At 66.8% G+C, this 24,360-nt stretch carries 22 protein-coding genes and 2 pseudogenes; 15 read left to right on the top strand and 9 right to left on the bottom strand.

The features are described 5' to 3' along the window. Positions 1-122: 122 nt before the first annotated feature. From CJ179_RS31215 to CJ179_RS31195, 5 genes are all read left to right on the top strand, one after another. A complete protein-coding gene (locus CJ179_RS31215) occupies positions 123-1,496 on the top strand; it encodes an MFS transporter (RefSeq protein WP_095863976.1) in 1,374 nt (457 codons plus the stop codon). A 164-nt stretch (positions 1,497-1,660) separates the two neighbouring features. Next, a complete protein-coding gene (locus CJ179_RS31210) occupies positions 1,661-2,041 on the top strand; it encodes a hypothetical protein (RefSeq protein ID WP_095863975.1) in 381 nt (126 codons plus the stop codon). Between the two features lie 42 nt (positions 2,042-2,083). Beyond that, entirely contained in the window at positions 2,084-2,767 is a 684-nt protein-coding gene (locus CJ179_RS31205) for a methyltransferase (protein WP_257015867.1), read from the top strand. 48 nt (positions 2,768-2,815) lie between these two features. Next, a complete protein-coding gene (locus CJ179_RS31200; protein ID WP_095863974.1) occupies positions 2,816-4,291 on the top strand; it encodes an MFS transporter in 1,476 nt (491 codons plus the stop codon). Then, entirely contained in the window at positions 4,288-4,932 is a 645-nt protein-coding gene (locus CJ179_RS31195) for a TetR/AcrR family transcriptional regulator (RefSeq protein WP_072943275.1), read from the top strand. Before CJ179_RS31200 ends, CJ179_RS31195 begins: the two co-directional genes overlap by 4 nt. Before the next feature lie 22 nt (positions 4,933-4,954). On the opposite strand, the gene CJ179_RS31190 is transcribed toward CJ179_RS31195, so the two are convergent. From CJ179_RS31190 to CJ179_RS31165, 6 genes are all read right to left on the bottom strand, one after another. After that, complete coding sequence (locus CJ179_RS31190) at positions 4,955-6,256, bottom strand: S9 family peptidase (protein WP_095863973.1); 1,302 nt, start codon at positions 6,254-6,256, stop codon at positions 4,955-4,957. Positions 6,257-6,378: 122 nt separating this feature from the next. Further along, positions 6,379-6,864, bottom strand: a complete 486-nt coding sequence (locus CJ179_RS31185; protein ID WP_072943271.1) for an SRPBCC domain-containing protein — start codon at positions 6,862-6,864, stop codon at positions 6,379-6,381. Between the two features lie 3 nt (positions 6,865-6,867). Then, entirely contained in the window at positions 6,868-7,209 is a 342-nt protein-coding gene (locus CJ179_RS31180; protein WP_072943269.1) for a helix-turn-helix transcriptional regulator, read from the bottom strand. 393 nt (positions 7,210-7,602) lie between these two features. Further along, a complete protein-coding gene (locus CJ179_RS31175) occupies positions 7,603-7,881 on the bottom strand; it encodes a hypothetical protein (RefSeq protein WP_072943267.1) in 279 nt (92 codons plus the stop codon). A 170-nt stretch (positions 7,882-8,051) separates the two neighbouring features. Beyond that, positions 8,052-8,192, bottom strand: coding sequence for a hypothetical protein (locus tag CJ179_RS51510; protein WP_167372227.1), 141 nt, complete (start codon positions 8,190-8,192; stop codon positions 8,052-8,054). A 539-nt stretch (positions 8,193-8,731) separates the two neighbouring features. Further along, a complete protein-coding gene (locus CJ179_RS31165; RefSeq protein ID WP_095864048.1) occupies positions 8,732-9,754 on the bottom strand; it encodes an AraC family transcriptional regulator in 1,023 nt (340 codons plus the stop codon). 205 nt (positions 9,755-9,959) lie between these two features. Between CJ179_RS31165 and CJ179_RS31160 the strand changes: the two genes are divergently transcribed. The 4 genes and pseudogenes from CJ179_RS31160 to CJ179_RS31145 all read left to right on the top strand — a co-directional run. Continuing rightward, positions 9,960-11,567: a bifunctional 3-(3-hydroxy-phenyl)propionate/3-hydroxycinnamic acid hydroxylase gene (locus tag CJ179_RS31160; RefSeq protein ID WP_095864047.1), complete on the top strand. Its 1,608-nt coding sequence runs from the start codon at positions 9,960-9,962 to the stop codon at positions 11,565-11,567. Continuing rightward, positions 11,564-12,667: an alpha/beta hydrolase gene (locus CJ179_RS31155; protein WP_257015866.1), complete on the top strand. Its 1,104-nt coding sequence runs from the start codon at positions 11,564-11,566 to the stop codon at positions 12,665-12,667. The genes CJ179_RS31160 and CJ179_RS31155 overlap by 4 nt, the downstream gene beginning before the upstream one ends. Next, positions 12,657-13,088, top strand: a pseudogene (locus CJ179_RS31150) (iron-containing alcohol dehydrogenase); the annotation flags it as partial. The gene CJ179_RS31155 and the pseudogene CJ179_RS31150, both read left to right, overlap by 11 nt. Next, positions 13,082-13,675: pseudogene (locus tag CJ179_RS31145) on the top strand (hydroxyquinol 1,2-dioxygenase); the annotation flags it as partial. The pseudogenes CJ179_RS31150 and CJ179_RS31145, both read left to right, overlap by 7 nt. Here CJ179_RS31145 and CJ179_RS52995 read toward each other — a convergent pair. Continuing rightward, positions 13,672-14,247 (bottom strand): histone-like nucleoid-structuring protein Lsr2, encoded by a 576-nt coding sequence (locus tag CJ179_RS52995; RefSeq protein WP_143548930.1) that lies wholly within the window; start codon positions 14,245-14,247, stop codon positions 13,672-13,674. The pseudogene CJ179_RS31145 and the gene CJ179_RS52995 sit on opposite strands and share 4 nt — an antisense overlap. 247 nt (positions 14,248-14,494) lie before the next feature. Here CJ179_RS52995 and CJ179_RS31135 point away from each other — a divergent pair, with 247 nt between their 5' ends. Further along, complete coding sequence (locus CJ179_RS31135) at positions 14,495-15,406, top strand: MurR/RpiR family transcriptional regulator (RefSeq protein WP_095863972.1); 912 nt, start codon at positions 14,495-14,497, stop codon at positions 15,404-15,406. 78 nt (positions 15,407-15,484) lie between these two features. On the opposite strand, the gene CJ179_RS31130 is transcribed toward CJ179_RS31135, so the two are convergent. Then, positions 15,485-16,900, bottom strand: coding sequence for an amino acid permease (locus CJ179_RS31130; protein WP_257015865.1), 1,416 nt, complete (start codon positions 16,898-16,900; stop codon positions 15,485-15,487). A 454-nt stretch (positions 16,901-17,354) separates the two neighbouring features. Here CJ179_RS31130 and CJ179_RS31120 point away from each other — a divergent pair, with 454 nt between their 5' ends. The 5 genes from CJ179_RS31120 to CJ179_RS31100 all read left to right on the top strand — a co-directional run bounded on the left by CJ179_RS31120 (position 17,355) and on the right by CJ179_RS31100 (position 23,539). Then, positions 17,355-18,128, top strand: a complete 774-nt coding sequence (locus CJ179_RS31120; protein WP_095863970.1) for an enoyl-CoA hydratase/isomerase family protein — start codon at positions 17,355-17,357, stop codon at positions 18,126-18,128. A 2-nt stretch (positions 18,129-18,130) separates the two neighbouring features. Continuing rightward, positions 18,131-20,317 carry an acetate--CoA ligase family protein gene (locus tag CJ179_RS31115; RefSeq protein ID WP_095863969.1) on the top strand — a complete coding sequence of 729 codons (2,187 nt, stop codon included), beginning with the start codon at positions 18,131-18,133 and terminating at the stop codon, positions 20,315-20,317. Next, positions 20,314-21,114 carry a crotonase/enoyl-CoA hydratase family protein gene (locus CJ179_RS31110; protein ID WP_095863968.1) on the top strand — a complete coding sequence of 267 codons (801 nt, stop codon included), beginning with the start codon at positions 20,314-20,316 and terminating at the stop codon, positions 21,112-21,114. The genes CJ179_RS31115 and CJ179_RS31110 overlap by 4 nt, the downstream gene beginning before the upstream one ends. After that, entirely contained in the window at positions 21,111-22,232 is a 1,122-nt protein-coding gene (locus CJ179_RS31105; protein WP_095863967.1) for a C45 family peptidase, read from the top strand. Before CJ179_RS31110 ends, CJ179_RS31105 begins: the two co-directional genes overlap by 4 nt. 110 nt (positions 22,233-22,342) lie before the next feature. Next, complete coding sequence (locus CJ179_RS31100) at positions 22,343-23,539, top strand: MFS transporter (protein ID WP_257015864.1); 1,197 nt, start codon at positions 22,343-22,345, stop codon at positions 23,537-23,539. A gap of 69 nt (positions 23,540-23,608) precedes the next feature. Here CJ179_RS31100 and CJ179_RS31095 read toward each other — a convergent pair whose 3' ends face one another. Next, positions 23,609-24,121, bottom strand: coding sequence for a 2-oxo acid dehydrogenase subunit E2 (locus CJ179_RS31095; protein WP_257015863.1), 513 nt, complete (start codon positions 24,119-24,121; stop codon positions 23,609-23,611). Positions 24,122-24,360: the final 239 nt, after the last annotated feature.

Here is a 24,360-nt window from a genome sequence, read left to right as displayed (position 1 = left end):
CTCTATGGTTCTCATCACCGGCCCCGATCCACCGTCCGCACCCAGAACAGCTGACAACGCGTGACGAGGGCCTCTGAACCAACAATCAACTCAACTCGCACCTGAGCGAAAGTGAAGTCGCAATGGCCTCTGAACTCTCCAGTTCGCATGCATCCGTCACCGGGGTCCGCGTCGGTGAACTCATCGACGGGCGGCCCGTGGGCCGCTTCCACTACCTCCTCCTCGCTCTCGCAGGCGCAGTCATGTTTCTCGACGGCTTCGACACCCAGTCGATCAGCTTCGCGGCCCCGGCCATCGCACGCGAGTGGGGGCTGCCCGTTTCCTCCCTCGGGCCAATCTTTTCCGCGGCCATCGTCGGCCTCATGGTCGGCTACCTGTGCCTGGCACCGCTCGCTCATCGATCCGGACAGCGACGCGCGGTCATCGTCTGCACCGCGATGTTCGGTATTTTGACCCTGCTGTGCGCATTCGCAGAATCGCCGCTTCAATTGATCGCACTGCGATTCCTCACAGGGGCTGGACTCGGCGCTGCCATTCCCAGTCTCGTCGGAATTGTCAGTGAGTTCACACCGGCACGGCGACGCTCGTCCTTCGTGATGTTCATCTATTGCTGGTACGCCTTAGGATTCGTCGCAGCCGGGGTCGTCTCCGGATTCGTCATTCCGCTGTGGGGATGGCGCGCGATGTTCATCGTCGGGGGCACCGTACCTTTGGTGCTGTTGATGTTCTTGCTGCGTTACTTTCCGGAGTCCCCCCGATACCTGCTCCTACGCGGCGCCGGCGATCGCGCAAATGCCACTCTGCGCCGGCTCGATCCCGCCTTGCCCTCCAACGCCATCGTCCTGACAGACGCAACAGACAACAGCCACCCCGCGGGAGAGGGGAAAGCCTCGATGATTCTCGACTTCGTACGAGGTCGGTGGTTGCTGAACACCCTTCTGCTCTGGCTTGCCTTCGGCGCGAATCTGGCGGCGTTCTATGCCATCCAGAGCTGGCTTCCGACAATCGTCGGCTCTCTGGGTGAATCATCACGCGTAGTCATCGCTTGCACTGTTCTCACTACTGTGGGTGGCATCGCCGCGGCCATGTTCATCGGCCCTGCCATGGACCGCACCAGTCCTTTTCGCACACTCGGAACGGTCTATCTCGTCGGCGCCGGATTCGTGGCCCTGCTCGGATGGGCGCTCGGCGGTGGCAGCACCGTGGCCCTTCTGGTCGCGGCGTTTCTCACGGGGACATGCGTCACCGGCGGTCAGATGAGCGTGATTGCCCTGGCGACAGTCCTCTATCCGACCGACATGCGCTCGACCGGAGTGGGGTGGGCACTCGGAATCGGCCGACTCGGCGGAATCGCCGCCCCTCTGATCGTCGGTGCCGCGCTGAGCGCCGGCATTGCGCCCCGCGAGGTCTTCCTCGCGATGGCGATTGTCCTCGTCGTCGCCGGCTTCTGCGTGCTGGCCCTCGAACGGCGCGTGCAGGCTGTTCGACAGCCGTAGCACCGAACCGCTGTCCTCCGAGGAACCACCCCGAGGGGTGGATTTCGACCCCGTACAGGGTGGCGGGATGACCACCCTGTCGGTGTTACCACCGGCCCGCTCCCGGAGCAGAGTTGGTGTCGTTCGCAAGACGCGGACTTCACCCACCAGGCAGGAGTAACACGATGACCTCGATCAAGACCCGCACCGCCGTCGCAGCCGCCGCAGGCGTCGCCGTAGGACTGGGGGTGTTGATGGCGCAAGGTGCCACCGCTGGCGCCGCACCCGCCGACGGGGTCGCTCCACACGCGGTTTCCCCGTACACCGTCCAGGTACGAGACCGCATCGGATGCGCCGACGCCTGGCCCATGGTCTCCTGCGACGCCCCCGACGAGGACCGGCCCCCGCAGGTCACCTTGGTCGAGCCCGGCACCACGCTGACCCAGCCGGGCGGCACCGACCTCTTCGGATCCTCGAGCGCCCAGTTCCACCCGGCGAACTACCCCCTCGAGCCCGACGACGGCGTGATCTCCCACCCGCTCGATCCCGACATGCCGTGGATGTGAACCCAATATCGTGGAGTGGTGGGCGACGACAGCTGAGAAAGTTTGGCCGACCATTTCGCCGACGAGGCCTACGCCTCGGCAAAGGGGCTCGTGCGCACCACTGTGTTGCACCAGCAACTGCTCGAGCATCTCCCGGCACCACCGGCGGCGGTGCTCGACGTCGGAGGCGGCGCCGGCCATCAATCGTTTCCGCTCGCCCGAGCCGGCTACGACGTGACCCTGCTCGACCCGTCCGCGGCGATGCTGGGCAAAGCCCAGCAGCGACTCCGGAAATTGCCCGATGACGCCCGGCACCGGGTGACGCTCCTACAGGCCGACGGCGAGAACGCCGACGAGGCACTCGACGGCCGACGCTTCGCCGCTGTGCTGCGTCATGGCGTGCTCGGATACCTCGAAGACCCGGAACCGTTGATCGACCAACTGTGCCGGTGCGCTGATGCCGGCGGAGTCGTCTCGATCATGGCAGGCAACGCCCACGCGATGGCGGTGCGCCCGGCTCTCGAACGACGGTGGGACGACGCCCTGGCCTCGTTCGATGCCAGCAGCGAGATCGGGGTGCTGGGAGTTCCGACCCACGCCCACACTGTCGAGGAACTCAGCGACCTCATCCGAGACCGCGGGATCGAGCCGGCGAGACCCTTACCGCCAACTCAGCCGAATCTTCCACCTCGTCGGACGCCAAGGTCCCAACTGACCGGGATCGCGCACCCGCATCGCGTCGAATGATAGATTCCCGATATGCGGAGTGAACGCTCCGCTTTGTTGGGAGTATTCATGAAAACCGCTTCGCCGCGGACGCACTTTCAATTGACATTTGCCGTTCTCACTATCGGTGTCGGCGCCTTTGCCCTTCTGCAGTCGCTGGTGATTCCGGTGCTGCCGACCCTCGAGTCGGCGCTGGGCACGACTCAGGCCGACGTCACGTGGGTGTTGACCGCCTACCTGTTGTCGGCGTCGATCTCCACCCCGGTCATGGGACGCCTCGGCGACATGCACGGGAAGAAGCGCGTGTTCGTCGTTGCACTCACCGCACTGGCGGTGGGGTCCCTGCTCGCCGCCCTCGCCACGTCCCTGCCGGTGATGATCGCGGCTCGGGTGATCCAGGGCATCGGTGGCGGTGTGCTGCCTTTGGCGTTCGGCATCATCCGCGACGAGTTCCCCGAGGAGAAGGTGGCGGGAGCAGTCGGCATCATCGCCGCACTCACCGCTGTCGGTGCAGGTCTCGGCATCGTCCTCGCCGGTCCCATCGTGACGGTGCTGAGTTACCACTGGCTGTTCTGGATTCCGCTGATCATGGTCGTCCTCGCGGGGGTGGCCGCGCACATCCTGATCCCCGACTCCCCCGTGCACACTGCCGGCAAGATCAACTGGCTCACCGCGCTGCTGCTGTCCGGGTGGCTGGTCGCGCTACTACTCGGTGTGAGTCAGGCGCCCACGTGGGGTTGGGGCTCACCGATCGTCGTCGGGCTTCTGGTGGCCGCCGCGGTCGTCGTCGTGACGTGGGTGGTCGCCGAAGCGCGATCCGCCAACCCGCTGATCGACATGCGGATGATGCGGGTCCGCAGCGTCTGGGCGGCCAACCTGCTGGCTCTGCTGATGGGCGTCGGCATGTATGCCGCATTCGGCTTCCTGCCGCAGTTCCTGCAGACACCCACGTCCGCCGGATACGGCTTCGGCGCTTCGGTCACCGAGTCGGGTCTGATGCTGCTGCCCCTGAGTGTGGGAATGTTCCTGCTCGGACTCGCCTCCGGCCGCCTGGCGGCTCGACTGGGTTCGAAAGTCCTGCTCATCGCAGGGTCGATCGTGGGTGCGATCGGCTACTTCGTGGTGGCGTTCGCGCATGACACCGAGATCGACATCTACCTCGCCACGTCATTGATCGGGATCGGCTTCGGACTGGCCTTCTCGGCGATGTCGAATGTCGTCGTCGCAGCGGTACCACCCGAACAGACCGGTGTCGCCAGCGGTATGAACGCGAACATCCGCACGATCGGCGGCTCTGTGGGCGCTGCACTCATGGCCAGCATTGTCACCGCGGGGGCGTCGTCCGCGGGAGTTCCGCCGGAATCCGGTTACACCCATGGATTCGTCATGCTGGGCACAGCAGTGGGCCTCGGCGCCGTTGCGGCCATGTTCATCCCGGCGATGAAGCGGGACAAGACCACGCGTCTCGAGGAGTCGGCCGCACTGCGGCACCCGGAACTCGCGATGGTCGCGGGAGGCACTCTGGTGGGCGACGAATCCGAATGAAGTCCGACATGAGGGTTCGGGGAAGCGAAAGGGCGCTGCGCCGCGACGCCGCGGAGAATCGGCAGCGGCTACTCGACGCGGCAGCGACCGTGTTCAGCGAGCGCGGCCTGGATGTGGGAGTCGACGAGATCGCCCGGGTCGCCGGCGTCGGAATCGGCACCCTCTACCGCCGGTTCCCCACCAAGGATGCATTGGTCAGTGAGCTCGTTCGCCAGGTATACGACGACTTCCTGGCCCTTGCCGACGAAGCCCTGTCCGCGCCGGACGGCGAAGGCCTCGAGCAGGTTCTGTATGGTACCGGTGCCATCCTGGCGTCGAACCGAGGATGTTTGTCCCGTATGTGGAACGACGACGAGACCACGATTCTGCGGGACGAGTACCGACGGATCCTGTTCGAACTCCTGGCGCGAGCCAAGCAACACGGGCGCATCCGCGAGGATGCCGCCGACGCCGACCTGGATCTCATCTTCTGGTCCGTGCGCGGCGTCGTCGCGACAACCCGCGGCGTCACCGACACAGGGTGGCGCCGGGCCATGGCGATCATGATCGCGGGACTGCGGCCCGGCGCGGACACCCTCGACGAGAGCCCGATGAGCGCCCAGCACGTCGCACAGATCATCGACAACCTGTCGGCCCGATAGCGTACGGCGGATCCCTACTGCTTCAAGCACGCCGCAGGTGGCCGGCGGTCCAGTCGGCCACCAGCGACAGCACCTCCGGATCCACGGCGTCGCGCACGAGTCGCCGATAGGCGCGCAGCGACGGCGGGGCCGTGTCACGTCGGATCAGATGCGTCAGGTCCGGAACCCGGACGGTGTCGACCTGGCCGGGCGCGAGTTCGGCGATCGCCGTGAGATCAGCCGGGTCCACCTGCACGTCCTTGGCTCCGGTGATCGCAAGGACCGGCGCGGGGTTCTCCCGCAACAGCGGTTTCGGGTCGAAGTCGAGAAACTCTCGGAACCAGCGCGCATTCACCCGGCGACCACCCATCCGCGCGGTGTCGGTGGTGCTCCGGGACAGCTTCTCGAGCGCCGCGCGTTGCCTTTCCTTCACATCGATGCGCAGTGCCCGCAGGACCGCCCGCACCGGAGCGGGCAGGCCGTCGACGGCCTTGCCCGACTGCCATTGCAGCACCTGCCGCCCCGTCACCGCCGGACACGCGAGAAGCACCACTGCCGCCGGGTCGACCCCCCGATCTGCTCCCAGCGCCACTGCGAGGCAGGCGCCCTCGCTGTGCCCGATGACCGCGATCGAATTGCGTCCGAATCCCCCTGTCGTGCCCAACCAGTCGACGGCGGCAGCGGCGTCCGCGATGTTGTCCGACAGGCCAGCCGACAGGTAGTTGCCGCCCGAGTGCGCGACCCCGCGCTTGTCGTATCGCAGCGAGGCGACACCTTTCTCAGCCAACGCGTCCGCGAGGGCACGGCTCACACCGATCGGGAGCTTTGCGTGGTCGCCGTCGCGATCGAGTCGGCCGGACCCGGTGAGGATCACCGCCGCCGGCCCGCCCTCGGCACCCGCCGGAACCGTCACAGTGCCGGTCAGTACGGTGCCGTCGCCGGACCGGAACCTCACCTCGCGTTCGGGTACTCCCACTCGTTCGACATCGAGCACGTCGCGGATCTGCGCCGCGACGCGAACGGCATCGGGCACGGTCACGATCAGTTCGTCGAACTCCGCTCCCGAGCCCCGTCCGAGGGTGCGCACGCGAATCGCCGGGACACCCGACCGCGCCGCGACGAAGGAGCGCACTCCCCTGCCGCGCCAGGTCCCGATGCACAGACGCCGCGGAATTCCCAGACCCGGTGCCCGCACACCCCGGATGTTCGCGAACGGGTCGGCTATCACCTCGGCGCCTCGAATCAGCGGCATGGGGACGGCGACGTCGCCGTGCAATCCGGCGAATTTTTCGAACCTGGACAATGCGAGACGTACCTCGCTCGCGCTCACGCTGATCTCGGCCATCGGACGCCCTCCCGTCGGTGCTGCCCCATGACGATCTCATCACTGTGTGACCGCATCCCGCACCGGATTGGAGGCGCCGCCTCGCACACGGACGGCGAGGCGGCGACAGTGAACCGGTACGCTCAACCCCTGATGAGATCGTCGATCTGGCCGATCGCCTGCGAGGAACCCTCGACTACGCCCATGTCGAGCACCTGCTGGAGACCTTCGGCGGTCGCATAGGTACTGACGTAGGTGGCAACGGTGCTGCCGCCTTTGTCCTCGAAGGAGAACTCGTTGGTGGACACCGGCATCGATTCGATCGGAGTGTAATCCGCATCGGCGAATCCGTCGGTGAAGGTGAAGCCGGTCGGTTCGTCGACGGAGACGATGTTCCAGTAGCCCGCATGCTTGTCACCCTCGGGGCCGGTCATGTAGTACGTGACCCGACCGCCGGGGGCGAACTCGTGGTCGACGACCGTCGCCGGGTACGTCGGCGGGCCCCAGATCTTCTCGAGCTGGCGGGGATCGGCATAGATCTGCCAGATCCGTGCTCGGGGTGCGGCGAACTCGGCGGTGATGGTCAGGGTCAATGCATCGGTGTCCTGGCTGACATTGGTGACAGGCATCGTTCATTCCTTCCATTGCGGTTCCGTTGCGATCAGTTCGTCGATGCGGGCGATCCGTCCACGCCACACCTGTTCCAACTCGGCGAGCATGGACGACACCGCGCGCACTGCTTCCACATCGCCCGTGGCGAGTTGTTCACGGCCGCTGCGTCGCTTGACGAGTAAGCCGGACTTCTGGAGGACGGCGACGTGCTTCTGGACGGCAGCGAAACTCATATCGTACTTCGCTGCCAGTGCCGAGACGGAATGTTCTCCGGCCAGCACGCGACGCATGATGTCGCGCCGCGTTCGGTCGGAAAGCGCGTGGAACAGGGCATCGGCCCGGTCCTCATCTGTCTCTGACACACCCAAAACATACAACCAATCGGTTGTATGTGCAAGACCGAAACTCCCCCGATCCCCGAAGGAGCCCATCGCCCGACACGGAAATACCTGTGTGGCATAGATCACACCTCTGCGATGCGGCCCGCCGGTGGATCTACCATTTCCTCGCGACGGTACACACCCAGTGCACCGCGCCGATGCACTCTTCGCCCGCCAAATCCATACCGGCCGAGGGTGATTGAAGCAGTCCGTTGCGCTGCGATCCACCGACCGCACGAGCGCGGCGGGGACCGAAGCGGTGTCTTTCCATACGTCACGGCGAGGCCCGGTCAGAGCGGAAATCCACTCCGACCGGGCCGCTTCGGTTCACCCGACCGATCACCGCATTCACAGACGGATCGGCGCCCGCCGTCCTCACCCGACGCAGATCAGCACACCCACGACCACCACCGCGACCAGCGAGGCGCCGCCGCAGATCAGCCACGCCTGGGTGGCGAGTTGCCGCCACTGATCGCACCGGCCGGTCATTTCCGCGACCGCGACCGATCGCCCCTCATTCGCATCGGACGCAGGTGGCCCCGACAGACGGCGGGCCTTCGCATCCGCACGTGCCGCCACACCGAACGACACGGGAACCACCAGCAGCGCAACCACCAGCAGGCCCACCATCGCGCCCAAACCCGTCCCGAACATTCTCAATTCCTTCCACACCACACGACGCCCGCCACAGGTGCCGCACGTCTGTCACCGCCCACCCGCACCCACGGGCACAACCAATCCCCGTCAGCTATATCGCCACACGGCCGCCCGATGTTGCACCCTCGGACCGCCGGAACTAGCGAAGGACAAGAGTCACCGCCGGCCTACACGCCCGGCACCGGGAAATTCCACATCGCCACGACGATCACGCCCATGACCAGTCCGGCGCACACGACGGTGCCAACGACACTGACACGCAACGCATCCAATAGATCGGCCCCCGATTTCTTGCTGATCCGTGCCATGACAAACTCTTTCTTTCACATGCAGGGGTTCTGACTGCCACGTCGGTGACGGTGCACCACATACACTCACCCGAGTTCGCCACCGGCACAACGGCCGATATACCTACACCCATACCCCTGTCGGGCCTCGAGAAGAGACAGCACCACAACTCGCTCCCGAACGTCGGACTTCTCCGCAGAATTACGTGTGTTTCATGTCACATGTTCGCGTTTCGCCTTGGTTGCCGGATAACGGACTTCGGAATTGCACCTACCGGTCGGTAATTCAGGCAGTCGGAAAACTATGCAATGGCATAGGTCACACTCTATGGACTTCCACGCTGCGTCTCACGAAAATCACTGATACGCCGCTCGTCACGACGTGCAGGCTGTCCGTGTAGCGCCCCTGCCAGCTGATTCCCATCGTTGGCGGGGGCTGCGCCTGGCTGCACCACGAACCCGCACAACTCCCACGTCGCCTCAGTGCGGACCGTACAGCCTTGCATTGCAGCACAATTCACCCCGGCATCACGAGAAGCCTACATCCACTGATCCACGCATCAATGGTGATTCGCTCGGAGCCTTGTGGCAGAGGGGGTTTCGCCGTACCGCCGCCGGTATGCGGCCGCAAATCGGGAAAGGTGAACGAAGCCCCACCGGTAGGCGATGTCTGTCACCGACCCCGTGTCCGGCCCGTTCGGTGCGAGAAGATCCTCCCGGACCCGGGCCAGTCGAAGCGACTCGAGATAGCGACTCGGTGACGTGCCCAGATCCTCCTGGAACGCGCGTTGCAGCGACCGCACGCTGACACCGACGTGCTGGGCGACGTCACCGATCGTCATCGACTCGGTGAGGTGTTGTTCGTAGTACTCCACGGCGCGGGCGAGTGCGCGGGGGGCGAGCCGAGGCTGATCGTGGTCGTGGAGGACTGCCGAGTAGGTGTGTGGCTGTGCGAGGAGTAGACCGGTGAGCAGCATGTCCTGCACGCTCGCGGCGGCGAGGGGGTGGGCGGTGAGTCCACTCTCCGCGTCGAGGTCGCGGATCACTACCTGCAGTGACGACATCCAGGTGGACAGTTGGGGCGTCGTCAGATCCACGGACAGATCGAAGATCACCGGCCCGGGAGCGGACCGTCCGATCAGGCACTCCAGTCGACGGTCGAGGGCGTGTTGTTCGATGCGCAGATGCATCTGCCGGTAGGACGCGTCCATCTGCATCCGGGCGCGCATCCTCGGCGACAGCAGTGCGGCGTGTGCAGGCCCGACGTGTGTGCGAGCGTCGTTGCAGGTGATCTGGTTGGTGCCCTCCACTGCGAGCATCAGGTCGTAGTAGTCGAGGTGTTCGAGGATGTCGACGTCGATACCGATGCCTTGTTCCAGATAGACCAGTTGCAGATCGCCGAGCGACGCCGCGCGCACCCGGCCCCGGAACGGCGCCGTGTCGACCGCGTCGATGCGACGGATGCGGTGTTCGCTGAGCAGGCTGGAGGCCTGGTGGCGGAACTCGTCGACGCTGGCGGTGGCGAGTGTGTCGTGGCGCGCCAGTGGGCCCGGCAACGCGGAGGCGTGTCCTGGATCGTGCATATCGAATTGGTGAATGCCCACGTCAACCTCGTCCGATCGAGCGCCCGGTCATCCCGATGGTATCCCCGGCGGGCACCGGGACCGCCGCCGCCGGAAGTTCGTGGCGTGATGCGGCTACCTCTGGCGCGTTGCGGATAGCGACCTGGATCACACCCTCGTAGCTTCATCGCATCGGGCAGAAAGCCCCAGGTAGCAAGGAGTTGTGGTGTCTGCAGATTTCGATGTCGCGGTGGTCGGATACGGGCCGACCGGTCTTGTGCTCTCGTCGCTTCTCGGTCGCGCGGGCCACCGAGTGGTGGTGTTCGAGCGGTGGCCGGATCTGTACGGTCTTCCGCGCCTGACTCACATCGACGGCGAGACCGCGCGGATCGTTCAGGCCGCCGGCGATATCGAGTTCGCGCTGCGTGATGCGTCCCCGAAGCAGGTGTACGAATGGCGCGGATGCGACGGCGAATTGTTGCTCGAAGTGGACTGGTCCGGGCGGTCCAGTGGGTTCGAGGCCCATTACTCGATGTACCAGCCGGATATCGAGTCGGCGATCGATCAGCGCATCCGGTCGTACCCGAATGTCGAGGTCAACCAGGGAGTCGGTGTCGTCGCCGTCGAGCAGGAGCCCGACCAGGTGACGCTCGTGGTCCGGCCGTGGAAGCGGGACCGGGACGAGCAGTGGGCCAGCGGATCCGAGGACCGGACCGTGACAGCGCGGTATGTGGTGGGCGCGGACGGTGCCAACAGCTTCGTGCGCAACGCGCTGGGCGTCGAACGCTCGGATTTACACGTCGAGGACCGCTGGTTGAACATCGACACCGAGTGTCTCCGTCCGCTCGGCCCCGAGTTCGAGGTCACTCGGCAGTATTGCGATCCGGCGCACCCGAACATGTTCATGCCGATCGGACGCAGCCGACAGCGATTCGAGGTCGCGGTGTTGCCGGGCGACGATCCCGAGAAGATGGAGTCCACGGAATTCGCGTGGTCGTGGTTCCGTGAGCGGCACGGCCTGGGACCGGACGACATCCGGATCTTGCGGCAGATCATCTACACCTTCTCTGCCCGCACCGCCGACAGGTGGCGCAGCGGCCGGGTACTGCTCGCCGGCGATGCCGCGCACACGATGCCGCCGTACATGGGCCAGGGCGCGTGCTCCGGGATGCGAGACGGGATCGCGCTGGCATGGAAATTGGATCTGGTCTTGTCCGGGCGTGCGGGCCACGGTCTGCTCGATACCTACGAGACCGAACGCCGTCCCCACGTCGAGGTCATCCAGCGGTGCGCGGTCGAACTCGGCCGGGTCGCGAATCTGAAGGATCCCGAGGCTGCGGCCGCCCGCGATGCCGCGTTCCGGCGCGGCGACATTCCGCCGATGCCACCGTTTCCCATCGTCACGACCGGGGTCATCGCCACCCGGGAGGACAAGACTCCGCAGTCGTTGGCAGGGACGTTGTCACCGCAAGGCGTCATCGCGGTCGGAGACCGAGTGGGCCGATTCGACGATGTATTCGGGTGGGGCTTCGTCGTTGTCACGACAACCGATCCCCGCGCGGTGCTCGATGCCGACCACCTGGCCTTCCTGAATTCGCTCGGCGCCGTCCTCGCAACCACCGAGCCGGGCAGCGCGCATTCGATCACCGACGTCGACGGGACCTACACCGACTACCTGGCCGCGCACGGAATCGAGGCGTTCCTCGCGCGCCCCGATTTCCATCTCTACGGAGCCGGAACGATGCACGAGCTTCCCGGACTCGTCGATGGCCTGCGTGCCGCATTGGGAACTGTAGGAGTGCCGACCCGCCGACCCGAAGGAGCCGCACTGTGACCGACACCGTAGTCGACACTGCGCTCTCGGCGGAGAATGCGGCGCACTGTCGCGCGATGCCGACGACCCGGTTGCTCGACGGCGGCATGCTCCACGCCGACGTCATCCTTCTCGAGCAGGCGATCGTCGCCGGTGACCGCTGGGATGTGGCCGCCGAGCGCCTGGGTGAGCACCGGTTGGAGTTGGCCGAGTGCGCGCTGGGGTCCGGACACGCGGTGACCGCCCGGCGCCAGTTCCGGGCCGCGGCCGCCGCCTTCGTATTCGCGCAGATGGCGATCAATTCGGACACCGACCGCAAACGGGAGCTGTACGACAGATTCGGCGCCGCAGTCGCCGCGGCAGCCGCGGTGGTTCCGTCATCGATGCGGAAGGTCGAATTGCCCTACGCACGTGGCTCGTTGGTCGGCTGGCATGTCCAGCCGGCAGGCACTCCGGTGGGCACAGTGGTGGTGTTCGGCGGCCAGAGCGGGTGGGGTGCGACGTATCTGCGCTATGCCGACGCGCTCGCCGAACGTGGAGTGGCGACCATACTGGCCGAGGGCCCCGGGCAGGGCGAGACGCGGCTGCGGCACCGAATCTACCTGGACGTCGACGTGGCCGCCGCGTACGGCCACTTCGTTCGCTACGCGACCGAGCAGTCCGGTGGCCCGGTCGGGGTGTGGGGCAACAGTGTCGGTGGACTGTTCGCGGCACTGACTGCCGCCCGCAATCCCGCCGTCCGCGCATGCTGTGTCAACGGTTCGTTCGCCGCGCCCCGGTTGCTCCCGTTCCGCGCCTTCACCGAGCAGGCCGCCGCCATGTTGGGCACCGCCGACGAGGCCGCGATCACCGCGAACTTCGCCCGCCTACGCTTCGACCCGGACAAGGAGTCGATCCGGTGCCCGCTGATGGTGCTGCACGGAGGCGCCGACCCCCTCGTGACCATGGAGGACCAGCAACCGTTCCTCGACGGAGCGACAGGCGGCGACGTGGTCCTGCGGGTGTGGCACGACGGTGAACACACCCTCTACAACCACGCCGACGAACGTAACGACGTCGTCGCCGACTGGTTCGCCGACCGGCTCTCACTGAGCGAAGAGAACACGCACCATGCGTTTTGAACACGAAACCTTGCCGCAGCGTGTCTGTTTCGCCACGGGTGAGGCGCGGGCGATGCTCGCCGGCGAGGTACCCCGGCTGGACGCGTCCCGGGTGATGGTGATCGCCTCGGCGGCCGAGGCCGGGCGCGCCGAACAGGTCGTGCATCGACCTGCCGGTCGTGCATCGCCACGACAAGGTGGTGATGCACGTGCCGGTGGGGGTGGCCGAGCGGGCCCGGACAGCGGCCATTACGCACGACGTCGACGTCGACGTCGACGTCGACGTCGACGTCGACGTCGTGGTTTGCGTCGGTGGCGGGTCGGCCACCGGGCTCGCGAAAGCGGTGGCGTTGACCACGGGGCTGCCGATCGTGGCGGTCCCGACCACCTACGCCGGCTCGGAAGGACGAACGTGTGGGGGCTGACCGAGACATCGCGCGAGAGGCGACCGTGTTCGGTCCGTTCTTCGTCGACGACGCACCCGAAATACCCTGCGGTGGTGACATCGCCGGCGGTGCGACCGGACAACCGTGCTGGATCGAGAGCACCGTCACGGACACCGACGGCCGTCCCGTCCCCCACGCCCGCATCGAGGTGTGGGAATGCGACGAGAACGGCTACTACGACGTCCAGTACGACGATCACCGGATCGCCCGCCGGGCCCACCTGTATTCCGACGACAACGGAAGGTACCGATTCTGGGGGCTGACGCCGGTCCCGTACCCGATCCCGCACGACGGTCCGGTCGGCCGGATGCTCGAGGCCACCGGCCGCTCCCCTGTGCGGGCAGCGCACCTGCACTTCATGGTCTCCGCACCGCACCAGCGGACGCTGGTCACCCACATCTTCGTCGTCGGCGATCCGCAGATCGACATCGGAGACTCCGTCTTCGGCGTCAAGGACTCGCTGATCACCCACTTCGAGCAGCAACCCACCGGCACACCCACCCCGGATGGACGCGAACTGAATGACCGCAGCTGGGCCAGAACCAATTTCGACATCGTACTGGCTCCCGAGACTCGGGCCTAACGCTCGGGGTGCGCGTCGGTGTAGGCCTCCCAGACTTCGGCGCGTAGTCGTCCGCGGTCGGAGACGGGGAAGCCGTGTTCGCGGGCCCAGGCTCGAACCTCGGCAGTGGACGGTGAAGGCGCCGCAGCACTCCCCTCATCTGCGGTAGAAGCGTCGGCGACGGACGCGTCGGCGACCGGTTCCTCGTCGTCGGTGTCGTCGTCTCTGTCGGTCTCCACGTCATCGGCGGGGAGATCGTCGACCTGGTCCACGGCGCCCACGGCCAGGTCTTGGGCGGTCCGGAGGATCTCGTCACCGCTGTGTGGGAGCAAACGGTCGATGTCGACGTCGCTCCGGGTGGTGCCTGCGGTCACGGCCGCCACCTGTACTGCGTCGAGGAGTTGACCACGCACCGATTCGTCGAGGGCGGCGAACTCGGGCGATGCCTCCAACAGCGTGGCAGCGTGGTCGACCATCTCCTGCGGGCTGCCGGCGAGGCGTCCGGCACCCGCCGCGGCAAGCTTCGTGTGGCGGGCTCGGCCCAGCCAATATCCCACGATCACCGCGATCGCGACCTGCATTCTGATCATCATCGTCGACTCCCACGGATGGACTTGACCGTGCGGCCTACTGAGGCGACTACCCTGGACCGCCTGCACTCAATCGCCCGTGAGCGGTCGTGCAGGCATCACGGCAGACGCATACGAGCCGCTTCGAAACGAACACCCGAAGAGTGCAACGGCAATTGCAGTAGCACGTCTAGAAGCAAGTTCCCAACTACTACGATGGCGTTAGCTCGTCAGTGATCGACCACAGATTTTCGAGGAGAAGAGGGCGCGCATGGCCACGAAGTCCAAGTCGGCGGGTCCTGCGACCTTCGAGGAATTGCTCACCGAGATTCGTCAGCGCGAGGGCAAGTTGTCGCCGTCGCACAAGAAGCTCGCCGAACGGGTGATGTCCGACCCCGAGGCGGTGGCGTTCATGACCATCTCGGAGCTCGCGGCCGCGGTCGGCGTCAACGAGGCCACCGTCGTACGGTTCGCGACGGGGCTGGGACTCAAGGGATACCCCGGGCTGACGCGCCTGTGCCGCGAACGCCTCCAGGAGCAGGCGCAGCTGCTGCGTCGTTTCGACAACCTCGAGCACATGGCTGCGGAGGGCGCCGGCCTGCTGGAACAGACCGTCGCCCTCGATCAGGCCAACATCGCCCGCACGTTCGCCCGGATCGAGGGTTCCACCTGGGATTCAGCGGTCGAGCACCTCGCCCGGGCGCCGCGTGTGCACGTCATGGGGTTGCGCAAGTGCCACGCGCCGGCATACTTGCTCGGATACTTGCTGCGCATGCTGCGCGAGGACGTGGAGACAGTCAACGCCAGCGTCGGTTCGCTGACCGACGACCTGCGGCGGGTCCGCGAGGGCGACTGCTTCGTGGCGATGTCCATCCACCGCTACAGTGTCGACACCGTCCGGGCCGCCGAGTGGGCGCGGCACAGCGGCGCACACGTCATCGCGTTCACCGACAATGCCAGCTCTCCGCTTGCCGCGTCGGCGCACGACACCTTCTACATCGACGCGTCGAGCGCCTCGGTGTTGCGGTCGATGACAGCATTCACGTCCCTGGCGCAGGCCATGTCCGGCGGCGTCGCACAGCTTCTCGGACACCGGGTGCGCGAAACCCTCCTCGAGGAGGAGAAGCTCTTGAGCAGCTTCAGCGTGTATGTCACCGATGCCGCGACAGGCAAGCACCACTAGCCGATCCACGCCCGGTCCGCACACAGGAGAGTGGGGTGCACCCGATCGGGTGCACCCCACTCTCTTTGTGCGCGAGGGCTACTGCCGGCGGGTTTCGGCCAACGTGGTGTTGCTGTTGTCGGCGGGAACGGTGGTGCGTCGCTGATGAATCAGGCCCGCAGCGACGGCCAGCGCGGTGACGATCGCGGTCAGCACCAAGGGCGTTCGAGTGGCGGGAGTGAACGCCATACCGGCGACGATGGCGACCAAGACGACGCCGACCACGTACGACAGGTACGGGAAGCCCCACATCTTGACCGGTAGCGCAGCGTTCTCCTCCGCCGTCTTCTTGCGGCGACCGACGATCTGGGTGCCGCAGATGCACAGGTAGACCACCACGGCGACGGCGCCGGACGAGCTGAGCAGGAAGGTGAACACGGCGCCGGTGGGCAGGAAGTAGTTCGCGATGACCGCAAGAAATCCGGCGCTGGAGGCCGCAAGCACCGCCTTCACGGGAACTCCGGACTTGCCGGTCCGGGCGAGCACTCGGGGTCCTTCCCCGCGGCGGGCCAGCGAGAAGAGCATCCGGGAGGAGGAGTAGACGCCCGAGTTCAGGCAGGACAGCACCGCCGTGAGGACGACGAGGTTCATGATGGTGTTCGCGCCGGGCAGGCCGAGGAGGTTCAGCACGGCGGTGTACGGGCTCTTGGTGACCTCGGCGGTGTCCCACGGCAGCAGGGTGACGACGACGAGGATGGAGCCGACGTAGAAGATCAGGATTCGCCAGGCGACGCTGCGCATGCTCTTGCGGACCGCCCTGACCGGATCCTTCGCCTCACCTGCGGCGATGGTGACCAGTTCGGTGCCGAAGTACGAGAAGAACACCGTCAGGGTGGCGATCAGCAGCGGGGTGAGACCGTTCGGGAACAATCCACCGTGCCCGAGCAGATTCGAGGTGCCGGGAGAATCGAAGTGCGGCAGGACGCCGAGGATTGCGGCGACGCCGACACCGATGAACAGCACGATCGCCGTCACCTTGATCATCGCGAACCAGAATTCGAATCGCGCAAAGGAGGTGACCGCCGCCAGATTCACCCCGGTCAGCGCCGTCATGAAGATCAGTGCGTACAACCAGGTGGGCACGGCGGGGATCAGTTGGTTCGCGATCGCGGCGCCGGCGATCGCCTCGAAGGCGACTGTCACGCACCAGTGATACGCGTAGAGCCACCCGACGGAAAGCCCGGCCCACGAACCGAGTTCGCGGGAGGCGTAGGTCGAGAACGAACCGGTCTCGGGACTCGCGGTGGCCAGTTCGGCGAGCATCCGCATCACCAGGATGATGAGGAGCCCGGTGAACAGATAGACCAGGACTATGCCCGGGCCTGCGGAGGAGATCGCCTTGCCGCTGCCGACGAACAGACCGGCACCGATGACGCCGCCGATGCCGATCATCGTCAGCTGACGAGTGTTGATGGAGTGCTCGAGCGTTTCCGAGCTGGAAATCGAGGTTGGCACGATGCCTTCTTCCGTGTAACGCGGATGTGACCCAGGTAACTGTGTGTCAGCCATGAAACACGTCATCGCCACGTTATGCAAGTCAATTTGCACTCTGTCTACTAGATGCAATTTTCAGGTCGCGTTCGCAGAAATGCGCCCCCACCAGCCCGAACGCCGAAAGATCAGGTCGCGGATGACACTCGAAATGAAGTTCGCCGCGAAGGCGAGAGCCCGCGCCACGACTCGAATCACCAGGCGCCACAACGGGAGACGGGATCGCAACCGGCTTGTCATGCTGTCGAATTGCAATTTCACATCAACGTGCAATTTTACTTGCATCTGCCGCGGCGATGCGGTTGTATGGATGACAGGAACCCTCCCCGGAAGCACCGCGACCGGCAGCACCCCTGCGGCCACACCGTCAGCGGGACAACGCATTACAACCAGATCGACGAGAAAGTGACGTGAGACGATGACGACCGTCCTGGCAACCCGTTCGGGTTCGACCGCGACCCTGGCCCTGAACCGCCCCGACCGCCTCAACGCGGTGAGCGAGGAGCTGTACCAGACGCTGATCGACGAACTGGTCGCGGCGGATTCCGATCCGGACGTGCGCGCGGTCGTGATCACCGGCGCAGGCCGCGCGTTCTGTGTCGGCGCCGATTTGAAGGCCCACAAGTCCGGCACCCGCAGCCGGGAAGAGCAGGCCCACTACCTCGACCTCGGCCAGAGAGTCTGCGAGCAGATTCAGACGATGGACACCCCGGTCGTTGCCGCGGTCAACGGATACGCACTCGGTGCCGGCGCGGAAATGGCGGTCAGCGCCGACTTCCTCGTCGTCGCCGAGGACGCCCAGATGGGCTTTCCCGAGGTCGGCATCGGCACCTTCGTCGGCGGGGGTGTCACCAACCGACTCCCCCGCCTCGTCGGACTGCGGCGGGCCACTGACATGCTGATCCTCGGCGAACGCTTCACCGGCGCCCAGGCGCTGGAGTGGGGACTGGCGCACTCGGCCGTCATCGCGGACGAGCTACTGGACGCGGCGCACGCGCTCGCCGACACCCTCGCCGGGAAGGCCCCGCTCTCGCTCGCCCGGATGAAGGCAGCGCTGCGGCGTAACGACCCCCTCGACATCGTCCTCGAGACCGAGCCGCAGGAGTTGCTGGCGCTGATGAGCACACAGGACTGGGCCGAAGGTGTGGCCGCATTCGCCGAGCGCCGCGCCCCGATCTTCGAGGGAAAGTAGCGATGACAACGATGGCTCAGCCCTCCCCCGCCGCGGTCGCTCCCGCCCCGCGGGCCGGAACCCGCACGGCGCTCCAGCGCCTCTTCGATCCTCGCTCCATCGCGATCGTCGGCGCCTCGACCAGCCCGACCAAGCGCGGCTTCCAGGCCGTGCGCGCGCTGCAGCAGGCCGGGTACGAGCACCCGGTGTACCCGGTCAACCCGAATGCAACCGAGATCCTCGGACTCGAGGTCGTCCCCTCGATCGACGGACTGCCCTACGGCGTCGACGTCGCCCTCATCGCCCTACCCGGCGCCGCCGTACCCGACGCCGTGCGCGAGTGCGCGGCGGTCGGCATCGCCGGAGTGGTGGTGCTGGCCAATGGATTCAAGGAAACCGGAGACTCCGGGGCCGACCTCGACGCCGACCTCGCGCGAGCGATCGCCGAGACCGGTGTGCGGGTGATCGGTCCGAATACCTCCGGGATGCTCAACGTCTCCACCGGCGCGAACCTGGTGGGCCTGCAGAACGTGCCCATGGGCCCGATCAGCGTGGTCACCCAGAGCGGAAACATGCTGCTGTCCCTGGTCAACGACAACCGCGCTCTGAAAGGTCCCGGCTTCCACGCCTACGTCGGCCTCGGCAACCAGGCCGATGTCCGCTACGACGAATGTGTCACCGAACTCGCCCGCGACACCGGCACCGGTGCCGTCGCCATCCACTCGGAGGGTTTCGCGGACGGCCGGGCGTTCCTGGTCGCCGCGGCGAGCGCGGTGCGGGAGAAGCCGGTGGTGGTACTGCGCGGCGGCCGCTCCGAGGTCGGGCAGCGCACCGCGCTCTCTCACACCGGGTCGATCGCCGGTTCGGACGCTGTCGCCACCGCGGTGCTGCGCCAGGCCGGTGCGGAATTGGTAGACCGCTCGGACGAACTGGCCGTCGTGGCAGGAGCAATGTCCACCACCGCGCCGATCGCGTCCGGCCGCAAGGTTGCAATCCTGTCCGACGGCGGCGGCCACGCCACCCTGGCCGCCGACGCACTGACCGCGCGCGGAATCGAACTCGCGCAGATCGGTGACCAGACCCAGCGGGTCCTGCGTGATCTGCTCGGCGGGCCGGCGTCGGTGGTCAACCCCGTCGACGTGGCCGGGGCCACCGACGCCGATCCCACGGTGTTCGCCGACGCGGTGGACGCCCTGATGCGGGATCCGGCGGTCGGATTGGTGCTGATCGTGGGACTGTACGGCGGTTATCACCTGCGGTTCGACGCCAGCCTGACAGACGCCGAGGACGCCACCGCCGACAGGCTCCTCGAGCTGACCACCGCCCACCGGGTTCCCCTGCTGGTGCAGAGTTGTTACGCCGGGGACACTGTCTCCAACCACGACCGCCTGCGCGCCGGTGGGGTCCCGGTGATCAGTTCCATCGACCACGCCGTCCGGGTGGTCGCCGCCCTGGACCGGCGCGGACGACGACTGGCCACGGCGTCGCAACGTTCGCCCCTCACCTTGCCCGCCCCCGCACCGCGTGCTGCGGTGGGAACGGGAATTCTGGACGAGCCGACCGCCCGCGCCTTCGTCGAGGACGCCGGGGTCGACATCGGCGGATGGACCTTCGCCCGCACCGTCGACGAGGTCGTCACCGCGGTCGTCGGATACGGGCGGCCGTGTGCACTGAAGATCGTCTCGCCGCAAGTGATCCACAAGTCCGACGTCGGTGGCGTGAAACTGAACGTGGTCGGCGCCACCGCCGCGGAGAATGCACAGGCGATCATCGACGCGGTCACCGAGAACGTGCGCGGCGCAGTGATCGACGGCATCGTCGTCACCCCTATGGCCGATCAGGGCGTCGAACTCCTCGTCGGCGCCACCCACGACCCGATCTTCGGCCCGGTGGTGGCATTCGGCAGCGGTGGTGTGATGGTCGAAGCCCTCGAGGACGTCACCTTCCGCGCGGCGCCGTTCACCGAGATCGAAGCCCACGAGATGATCGACGAGACCATCGCCTCCCGCCTGCTCGACGGCTACCGCCACCTTCCGGTGATCGACCGGACTGCGCTGGCCAGGTTCCTCGTCCACGTCGGTGACATCGTTGCAGCACACCCCGAGATCGGCGAGCTCGATCTCAACCCCGTCATCGCCTCGAACACCGGGATCGTCCCCGTGGACGTGCGTATCGTCTTGTCCGACAAACTTTCTGGAGAACACGCATGAGCGACCCCCTGCTGACCGACCGCACCGGCGACACCGTCGTCTGGACCCTCAACAACCCCGAGGCCCGGAATCCCATCTCCGAGGCCGACACCATCGACGCGCTCGAGGAGGCCGTCACCGCGGTCAACCGCGACCCCAGCGTGCGGGTGGCGATCCTCACCGGCGCCGGCTCCGCGTTCTCCTCCGGCGGCAACGTCAAACACATGCGCGACAAGGAAGGCATGTTCGGCGGGTCCCCCGCAGAACTGCGGCAGGGCTACCGGCACGGCATCCAGCGCCTCCCGAAAGCGCTGTACCACTGTGAGATCCCGACGATCGCCGCCGTGAACGGGGCAGCCATCGGCGCCGGCTGCGACCTGGCAATGATGTGCGACCTGCGGATCGCCTCGACCACCGCGCAGTTCGCCGAAAGCTTCGTCAAGGTCGGCATCATTCCCGGCGACGGAGGCGCCTGGCTGCTGCCCCGTGCCATCGGCATGGCCCGGGCAAGTGAGATGGCCTTCACGGGTGAGGCGATCGACGCGCAGACCGCACTCGAGTGGGGCATGATCTCCGCGGTCACCGAGCCCGAGCACCTTCTTACCGCCGCCCACGAACTCGCGTCCCGGGTGTCGGCGAACCCGCCGCACGTGCTGCGGATGACCAAGCGGTTGCTGCGCGAAGGGCAGCACCAGAGCCTCGAGAGCATCCTCGAGCTGTCGGCGGCCATGCAGGCTGTTGCGCATCACACCGAAGACCACCACGAGGCTGTCGGGGCCATGCTCGAACGGCGAGCCCCGCAGTTCAGCGGACGATGAACGCCCGTATCGACGAGACCACGGTCGCCGGACTGCGATGGGTGGTGGTGACGGGTGAACGCATCGCCGCGTTCACCCTGCTGGGTGAGTACGCCCGCGCCTCGATCACCGCCGTGCAGAAACAGTTGCCCGAACGCGAAGGCCTGCAAGTCTTCACCCGCAGTGGTCGCGGACGACGCATCCTGGCCGATGTGGCGGCAGCCACCGAACAGGCGTACCCGCACCTCGCCGCCGAGCTGCGTGCGCTCGCGGCCGGCGCCACGCTGCCCTACGAGGATTTGCTGCTGGCCAATCTGCGCGGCGACCTCGGCGTCGACGACGGCACCGGCTGCACGGACCTCGCCTGGCGCGGCACATCGTCTTTCATCGCGCACAACGAGGACGGCGCCCCCGCCCTCGACGGACACTTCATGCTCCTGACCCTCCACATCGACGGTGACCTACCGGTCACCGTGCAGTGGTACCCCGGGTTCCTGCCTTCCAACACACTCGCCGCCAACGCCGCCGGACTGGTGTGGGGCATCAACCACATCCAGGTCACCACTCCGATCGCCGCCCCCGGCCGCCATTTCGTCGCCCGCCGACTGCAGCAGTGCACCACCTTCACCGACGCCGTCGACTTTCTGCGCACCCACCCCAGCGCCGGCGGCTTCGCCTACACGATCGGCGATACCCACACCGGTCGCGCCGCAGTCGTCGAAACCGCCGCGGGGCGTCACGCCGTCCGTGAACTCTCACCCGACAGAGCATTCGAATGGCACACCAACCACATCCGGTTCATGCCCGACCCACCGGACCGGGCGCCGGCTGGAGCCGCCACCGCCAATCTCGGGCAGCGCGACGAGAGTCTTGCTCGGGGCAGGGTCCTCGAAAACATCACCCCGGCCCTCGAACCCGGCGTCGACTGGTTCGACCGAGTCCTGGCCGGATCCCCCGTTCCCACCGGCGTCCACCGCACCGCCGCGGGCGACGACCCCCTCGCCACCCTGTGCACCACCGTGACCAACCTGACCGACCAAACCATCTTCATTCGCAACCGACACGACCGAACAGCCTCACTGTCGCTGGCCGACTTCGTCGCGGGACCGCCCTCCACTGAACGATCGGCGACCGAGTGACGTAACGCTCAGGACTTCGTCCGATGTAGCCGCTGCTACATTTTCCTGGTGACGAGTGAGGGAACCGGAGCGCGCTGGCTGACGGAACCCGCCGCCGACAGCGAACGGCCATGACCGGCGCCGCGTCACCAGCCGCGCGGTGGCGGATGTGGCCGCTGTACGCGGCCGGTTTCACCACGGCCTTCGGAGCGCATGCCGTCGCGGCGAACCTCGCCTTCGACCTCGAGGACCCGGCCGGCTCCCTCCTGTATCTCGGTCTGCTGCTGGCGCTGTACGACGGCGCCGAGGTAGTGCTCAAACCCGTGTTCGGGACCCTCGCCGACCGGATCGGTGCCCGACCGGTCCTCCTCGGTGGCCTCCTCGGATTCGCCGCGGCCTCCGCCCTGTTCGTCGTGGTCGGCGACTCGGACTGGCTGTGGTCGGCCCGGCTCGGGCAGGGCGCCGCCGCGTCCGCGTTTTCCCCGGCCGCAAGTGCGCTGGTCGCACGGATGACCCCGAAAGCCGGGCACGGCACCGCGTTCGGAACATACGGCTTCTACAAGAGCCTCGGCTACACGCTCGGCCCACTGCTGGGCGGCGTGCTGGTGTGGCTCAGCGGCCTCACACTGCTGTTCGCGGTGATGACCGCCCTCGCGCTCACCATCGCGGCATGGGCGGCGCGCGTGGTGCCCGCCCTGCCGCCCCTGCCGCGCGACCGACAGACCGTCCTGGACCTGGCACGCCACCTGACGGATCGGACGTTTCTCCGGCCCACCCTCGCACTCGCGTTCGCAACCTCGGCGCTGTCCGTGGGAGTGGGATTCCTGCCCGTCAGCGGCGCCGCCGCCGGGATGGGCTCGGTGGCGACCGGCGCTGCCGTGTCCGTCCTCGCCGCCTGCGCCGCCCTCGTGCAGCCGCGAGCCGGGCGGGCACTGGACGCAGGTCGCATCTCGGCCGGCACCGGAACCGCGCTGGGCCTGCTGATCACCGCCACCGGACTCGGGTGCGCGATGCTCCCCGGTTTGCTCGGTGTGCTGCTCTCCGCAGTGGTCATCGGCACCGGCACGGGACTGATCACCCCGCTGGCTTTTGCGGCGCTGGCCGGCTCGACTCCCGACGAGAGGATGGGACAGACGATGGGTGCCGCCGAACTCGGACGCGAACTCGGCGACGCAGGAGGATCTCTACTCGTCGGAGGCGTCGCCGCGGTCGCCACACTCACCGCCGGGTTCGGCGCCATCGCCGCGCTCACCCTCGTCGTCGGCGCCGGGACCGCGGCCGCACCGCTGCGCCGCCATCTCGGTTTCGTCTCGCCGAAGGACGAGTGACAGCAGCGGCAACAACTGGTCCGTCTCGCTCGCGCGTTGGCCCAGATCGATTGAGACAAACGGAGATCGTCAGGTTTGGTTCGAGTTCAACCTGTGCTTGATGCAGAGCTGCAGGCCAAAGCCCGTTTCCAGCCGTTGCCGCACCGTGGTGAGGTTGATCACCGGATGGTCGCCGAGCGCTTCGACCGCGTCGGCCACGAAGAACGGCGGGAACGACAGCTTCATACCTGTGCGTGCGTGGAACACCGCCTTGTCCCGGTCCCGCACGCGGGCGATCCCGGTGACATCGATCTCGACGACTGTCGTCAATTGCGCCGAGGTGTGCAGGGATTCGACCATTCTCCGGGCGATGGTGCGACGGATCCGCGGCAGCTTCTCGACGCGGTCCGCGCCGGACACCGTGACCGGTTCGACGATGGGCGCGGGTTCCGGCAGTGTCACCCCCGCGGCGTTCGCTCCGATCATCGCCAGCGGGCCACCGACCTCGACGACAGTGTCCTCTGAAGCGAGGATGTCGACGAGAATCCCGGCCGTCGGCGACGGGACCTCGGTGTCGACCTTGTCGGTGGACACCTCGAGCACCGGTTCCCCCTCTTCGATGCGGTCACCTCGCGATGTGAGCCAGCGGGTGATGGTCGCTCGGTGACGTTCTCACCGAGCGACGGCAGCACCACGGTGGTCGCGGCGATCTGATTCAGCGGAGCTTCGCGCTTGCGGGCGGTGGAACCCTCGGGGAACGGCTTCGGCGTTGCAGCATCCTTTCAGCGTGAAGACTGATTTTCACAGGTCAGATGTCACCCCATGCGGGTGTGGCCCCCCGT

This window comes from Rhodococcus sp. ACS1 (genome assembly GCF_002300155.1).
Taxonomy (GTDB): domain Bacteria; phylum Actinomycetota; class Actinomycetes; order Mycobacteriales; family Mycobacteriaceae; genus Rhodococcus_F; species Rhodococcus_F koreensis.
Note: the sequence above shows the minus strand (reverse complement) of the source record. Positions and strands in the feature narration are given on the sequence as shown.

Bases quoted from the DNA above. Each gene is read 5' to 3' on its own strand.
- CJ179_RS31115 (WP_095863969.1), top strand. From the start codon at position 18,131: ATGACAACGATGGCTCAGCCCTCCCCCGCCGCGGTCGCTCCCGCCCCG.
- CJ179_RS31100 (WP_257015864.1), top strand. From the start codon at position 22,343: ATGACCGGCGCCGCGTCACCAGCCGCGCGGTGGCGGATGTGGCCGCTG.
- CJ179_RS31210 (WP_095863975.1), top strand. From the start codon at position 1,661: ATGACCTCGATCAAGACCCGCACCGCCGTCGCAGCCGCCGCAGGCGTC.
- CJ179_RS51510 (WP_167372227.1), bottom strand. From the start codon at position 8,192: ATGGCACGGATCAGCAAGAAATCGGGGGCCGATCTATTGGATGCGTTG.
- CJ179_RS31105 (WP_095863967.1), top strand. From the start codon at position 21,111: ATGAACGCCCGTATCGACGAGACCACGGTCGCCGGACTGCGATGGGTG.
- CJ179_RS31110 (WP_095863968.1), top strand. From the start codon at position 20,314: ATGAGCGACCCCCTGCTGACCGACCGCACCGGCGACACCGTCGTCTGG.
- CJ179_RS31165 (WP_095864048.1), bottom strand. From the start codon at position 9,754: ATGCACGATCCAGGACACGCCTCCGCGTTGCCGGGCCCACTGGCGCGC.
- CJ179_RS31190 (WP_095863973.1), bottom strand. From the start codon at position 6,256: ATGGCCGAGATCAGCGTGAGCGCGAGCGAGGTACGTCTCGCATTGTCC.
- CJ179_RS31215 (WP_095863976.1), top strand. From the start codon at position 123: ATGGCCTCTGAACTCTCCAGTTCGCATGCATCCGTCACCGGGGTCCGC.
- CJ179_RS31135 (WP_095863972.1), top strand. From the start codon at position 14,495: ATGGCCACGAAGTCCAAGTCGGCGGGTCCTGCGACCTTCGAGGAATTG.
- CJ179_RS31120 (WP_095863970.1), top strand. From the start codon at position 17,355: ATGACGACCGTCCTGGCAACCCGTTCGGGTTCGACCGCGACCCTGGCC.
- CJ179_RS31195 (WP_072943275.1), top strand. From the start codon at position 4,288: ATGAAGTCCGACATGAGGGTTCGGGGAAGCGAAAGGGCGCTGCGCCGC.
- CJ179_RS31200 (WP_095863974.1), top strand. From the start codon at position 2,816: ATGAAAACCGCTTCGCCGCGGACGCACTTTCAATTGACATTTGCCGTT.
- CJ179_RS52995 (WP_143548930.1), bottom strand. From the start codon at position 14,247: ATGATGATCAGAATGCAGGTCGCGATCGCGGTGATCGTGGGATATTGG.
- CJ179_RS31185 (WP_072943271.1), bottom strand. From the start codon at position 6,864: ATGCCTGTCACCAATGTCAGCCAGGACACCGATGCATTGACCCTGACC.
- CJ179_RS31175 (WP_072943267.1), bottom strand. From the start codon at position 7,881: ATGTTCGGGACGGGTTTGGGCGCGATGGTGGGCCTGCTGGTGGTTGCG.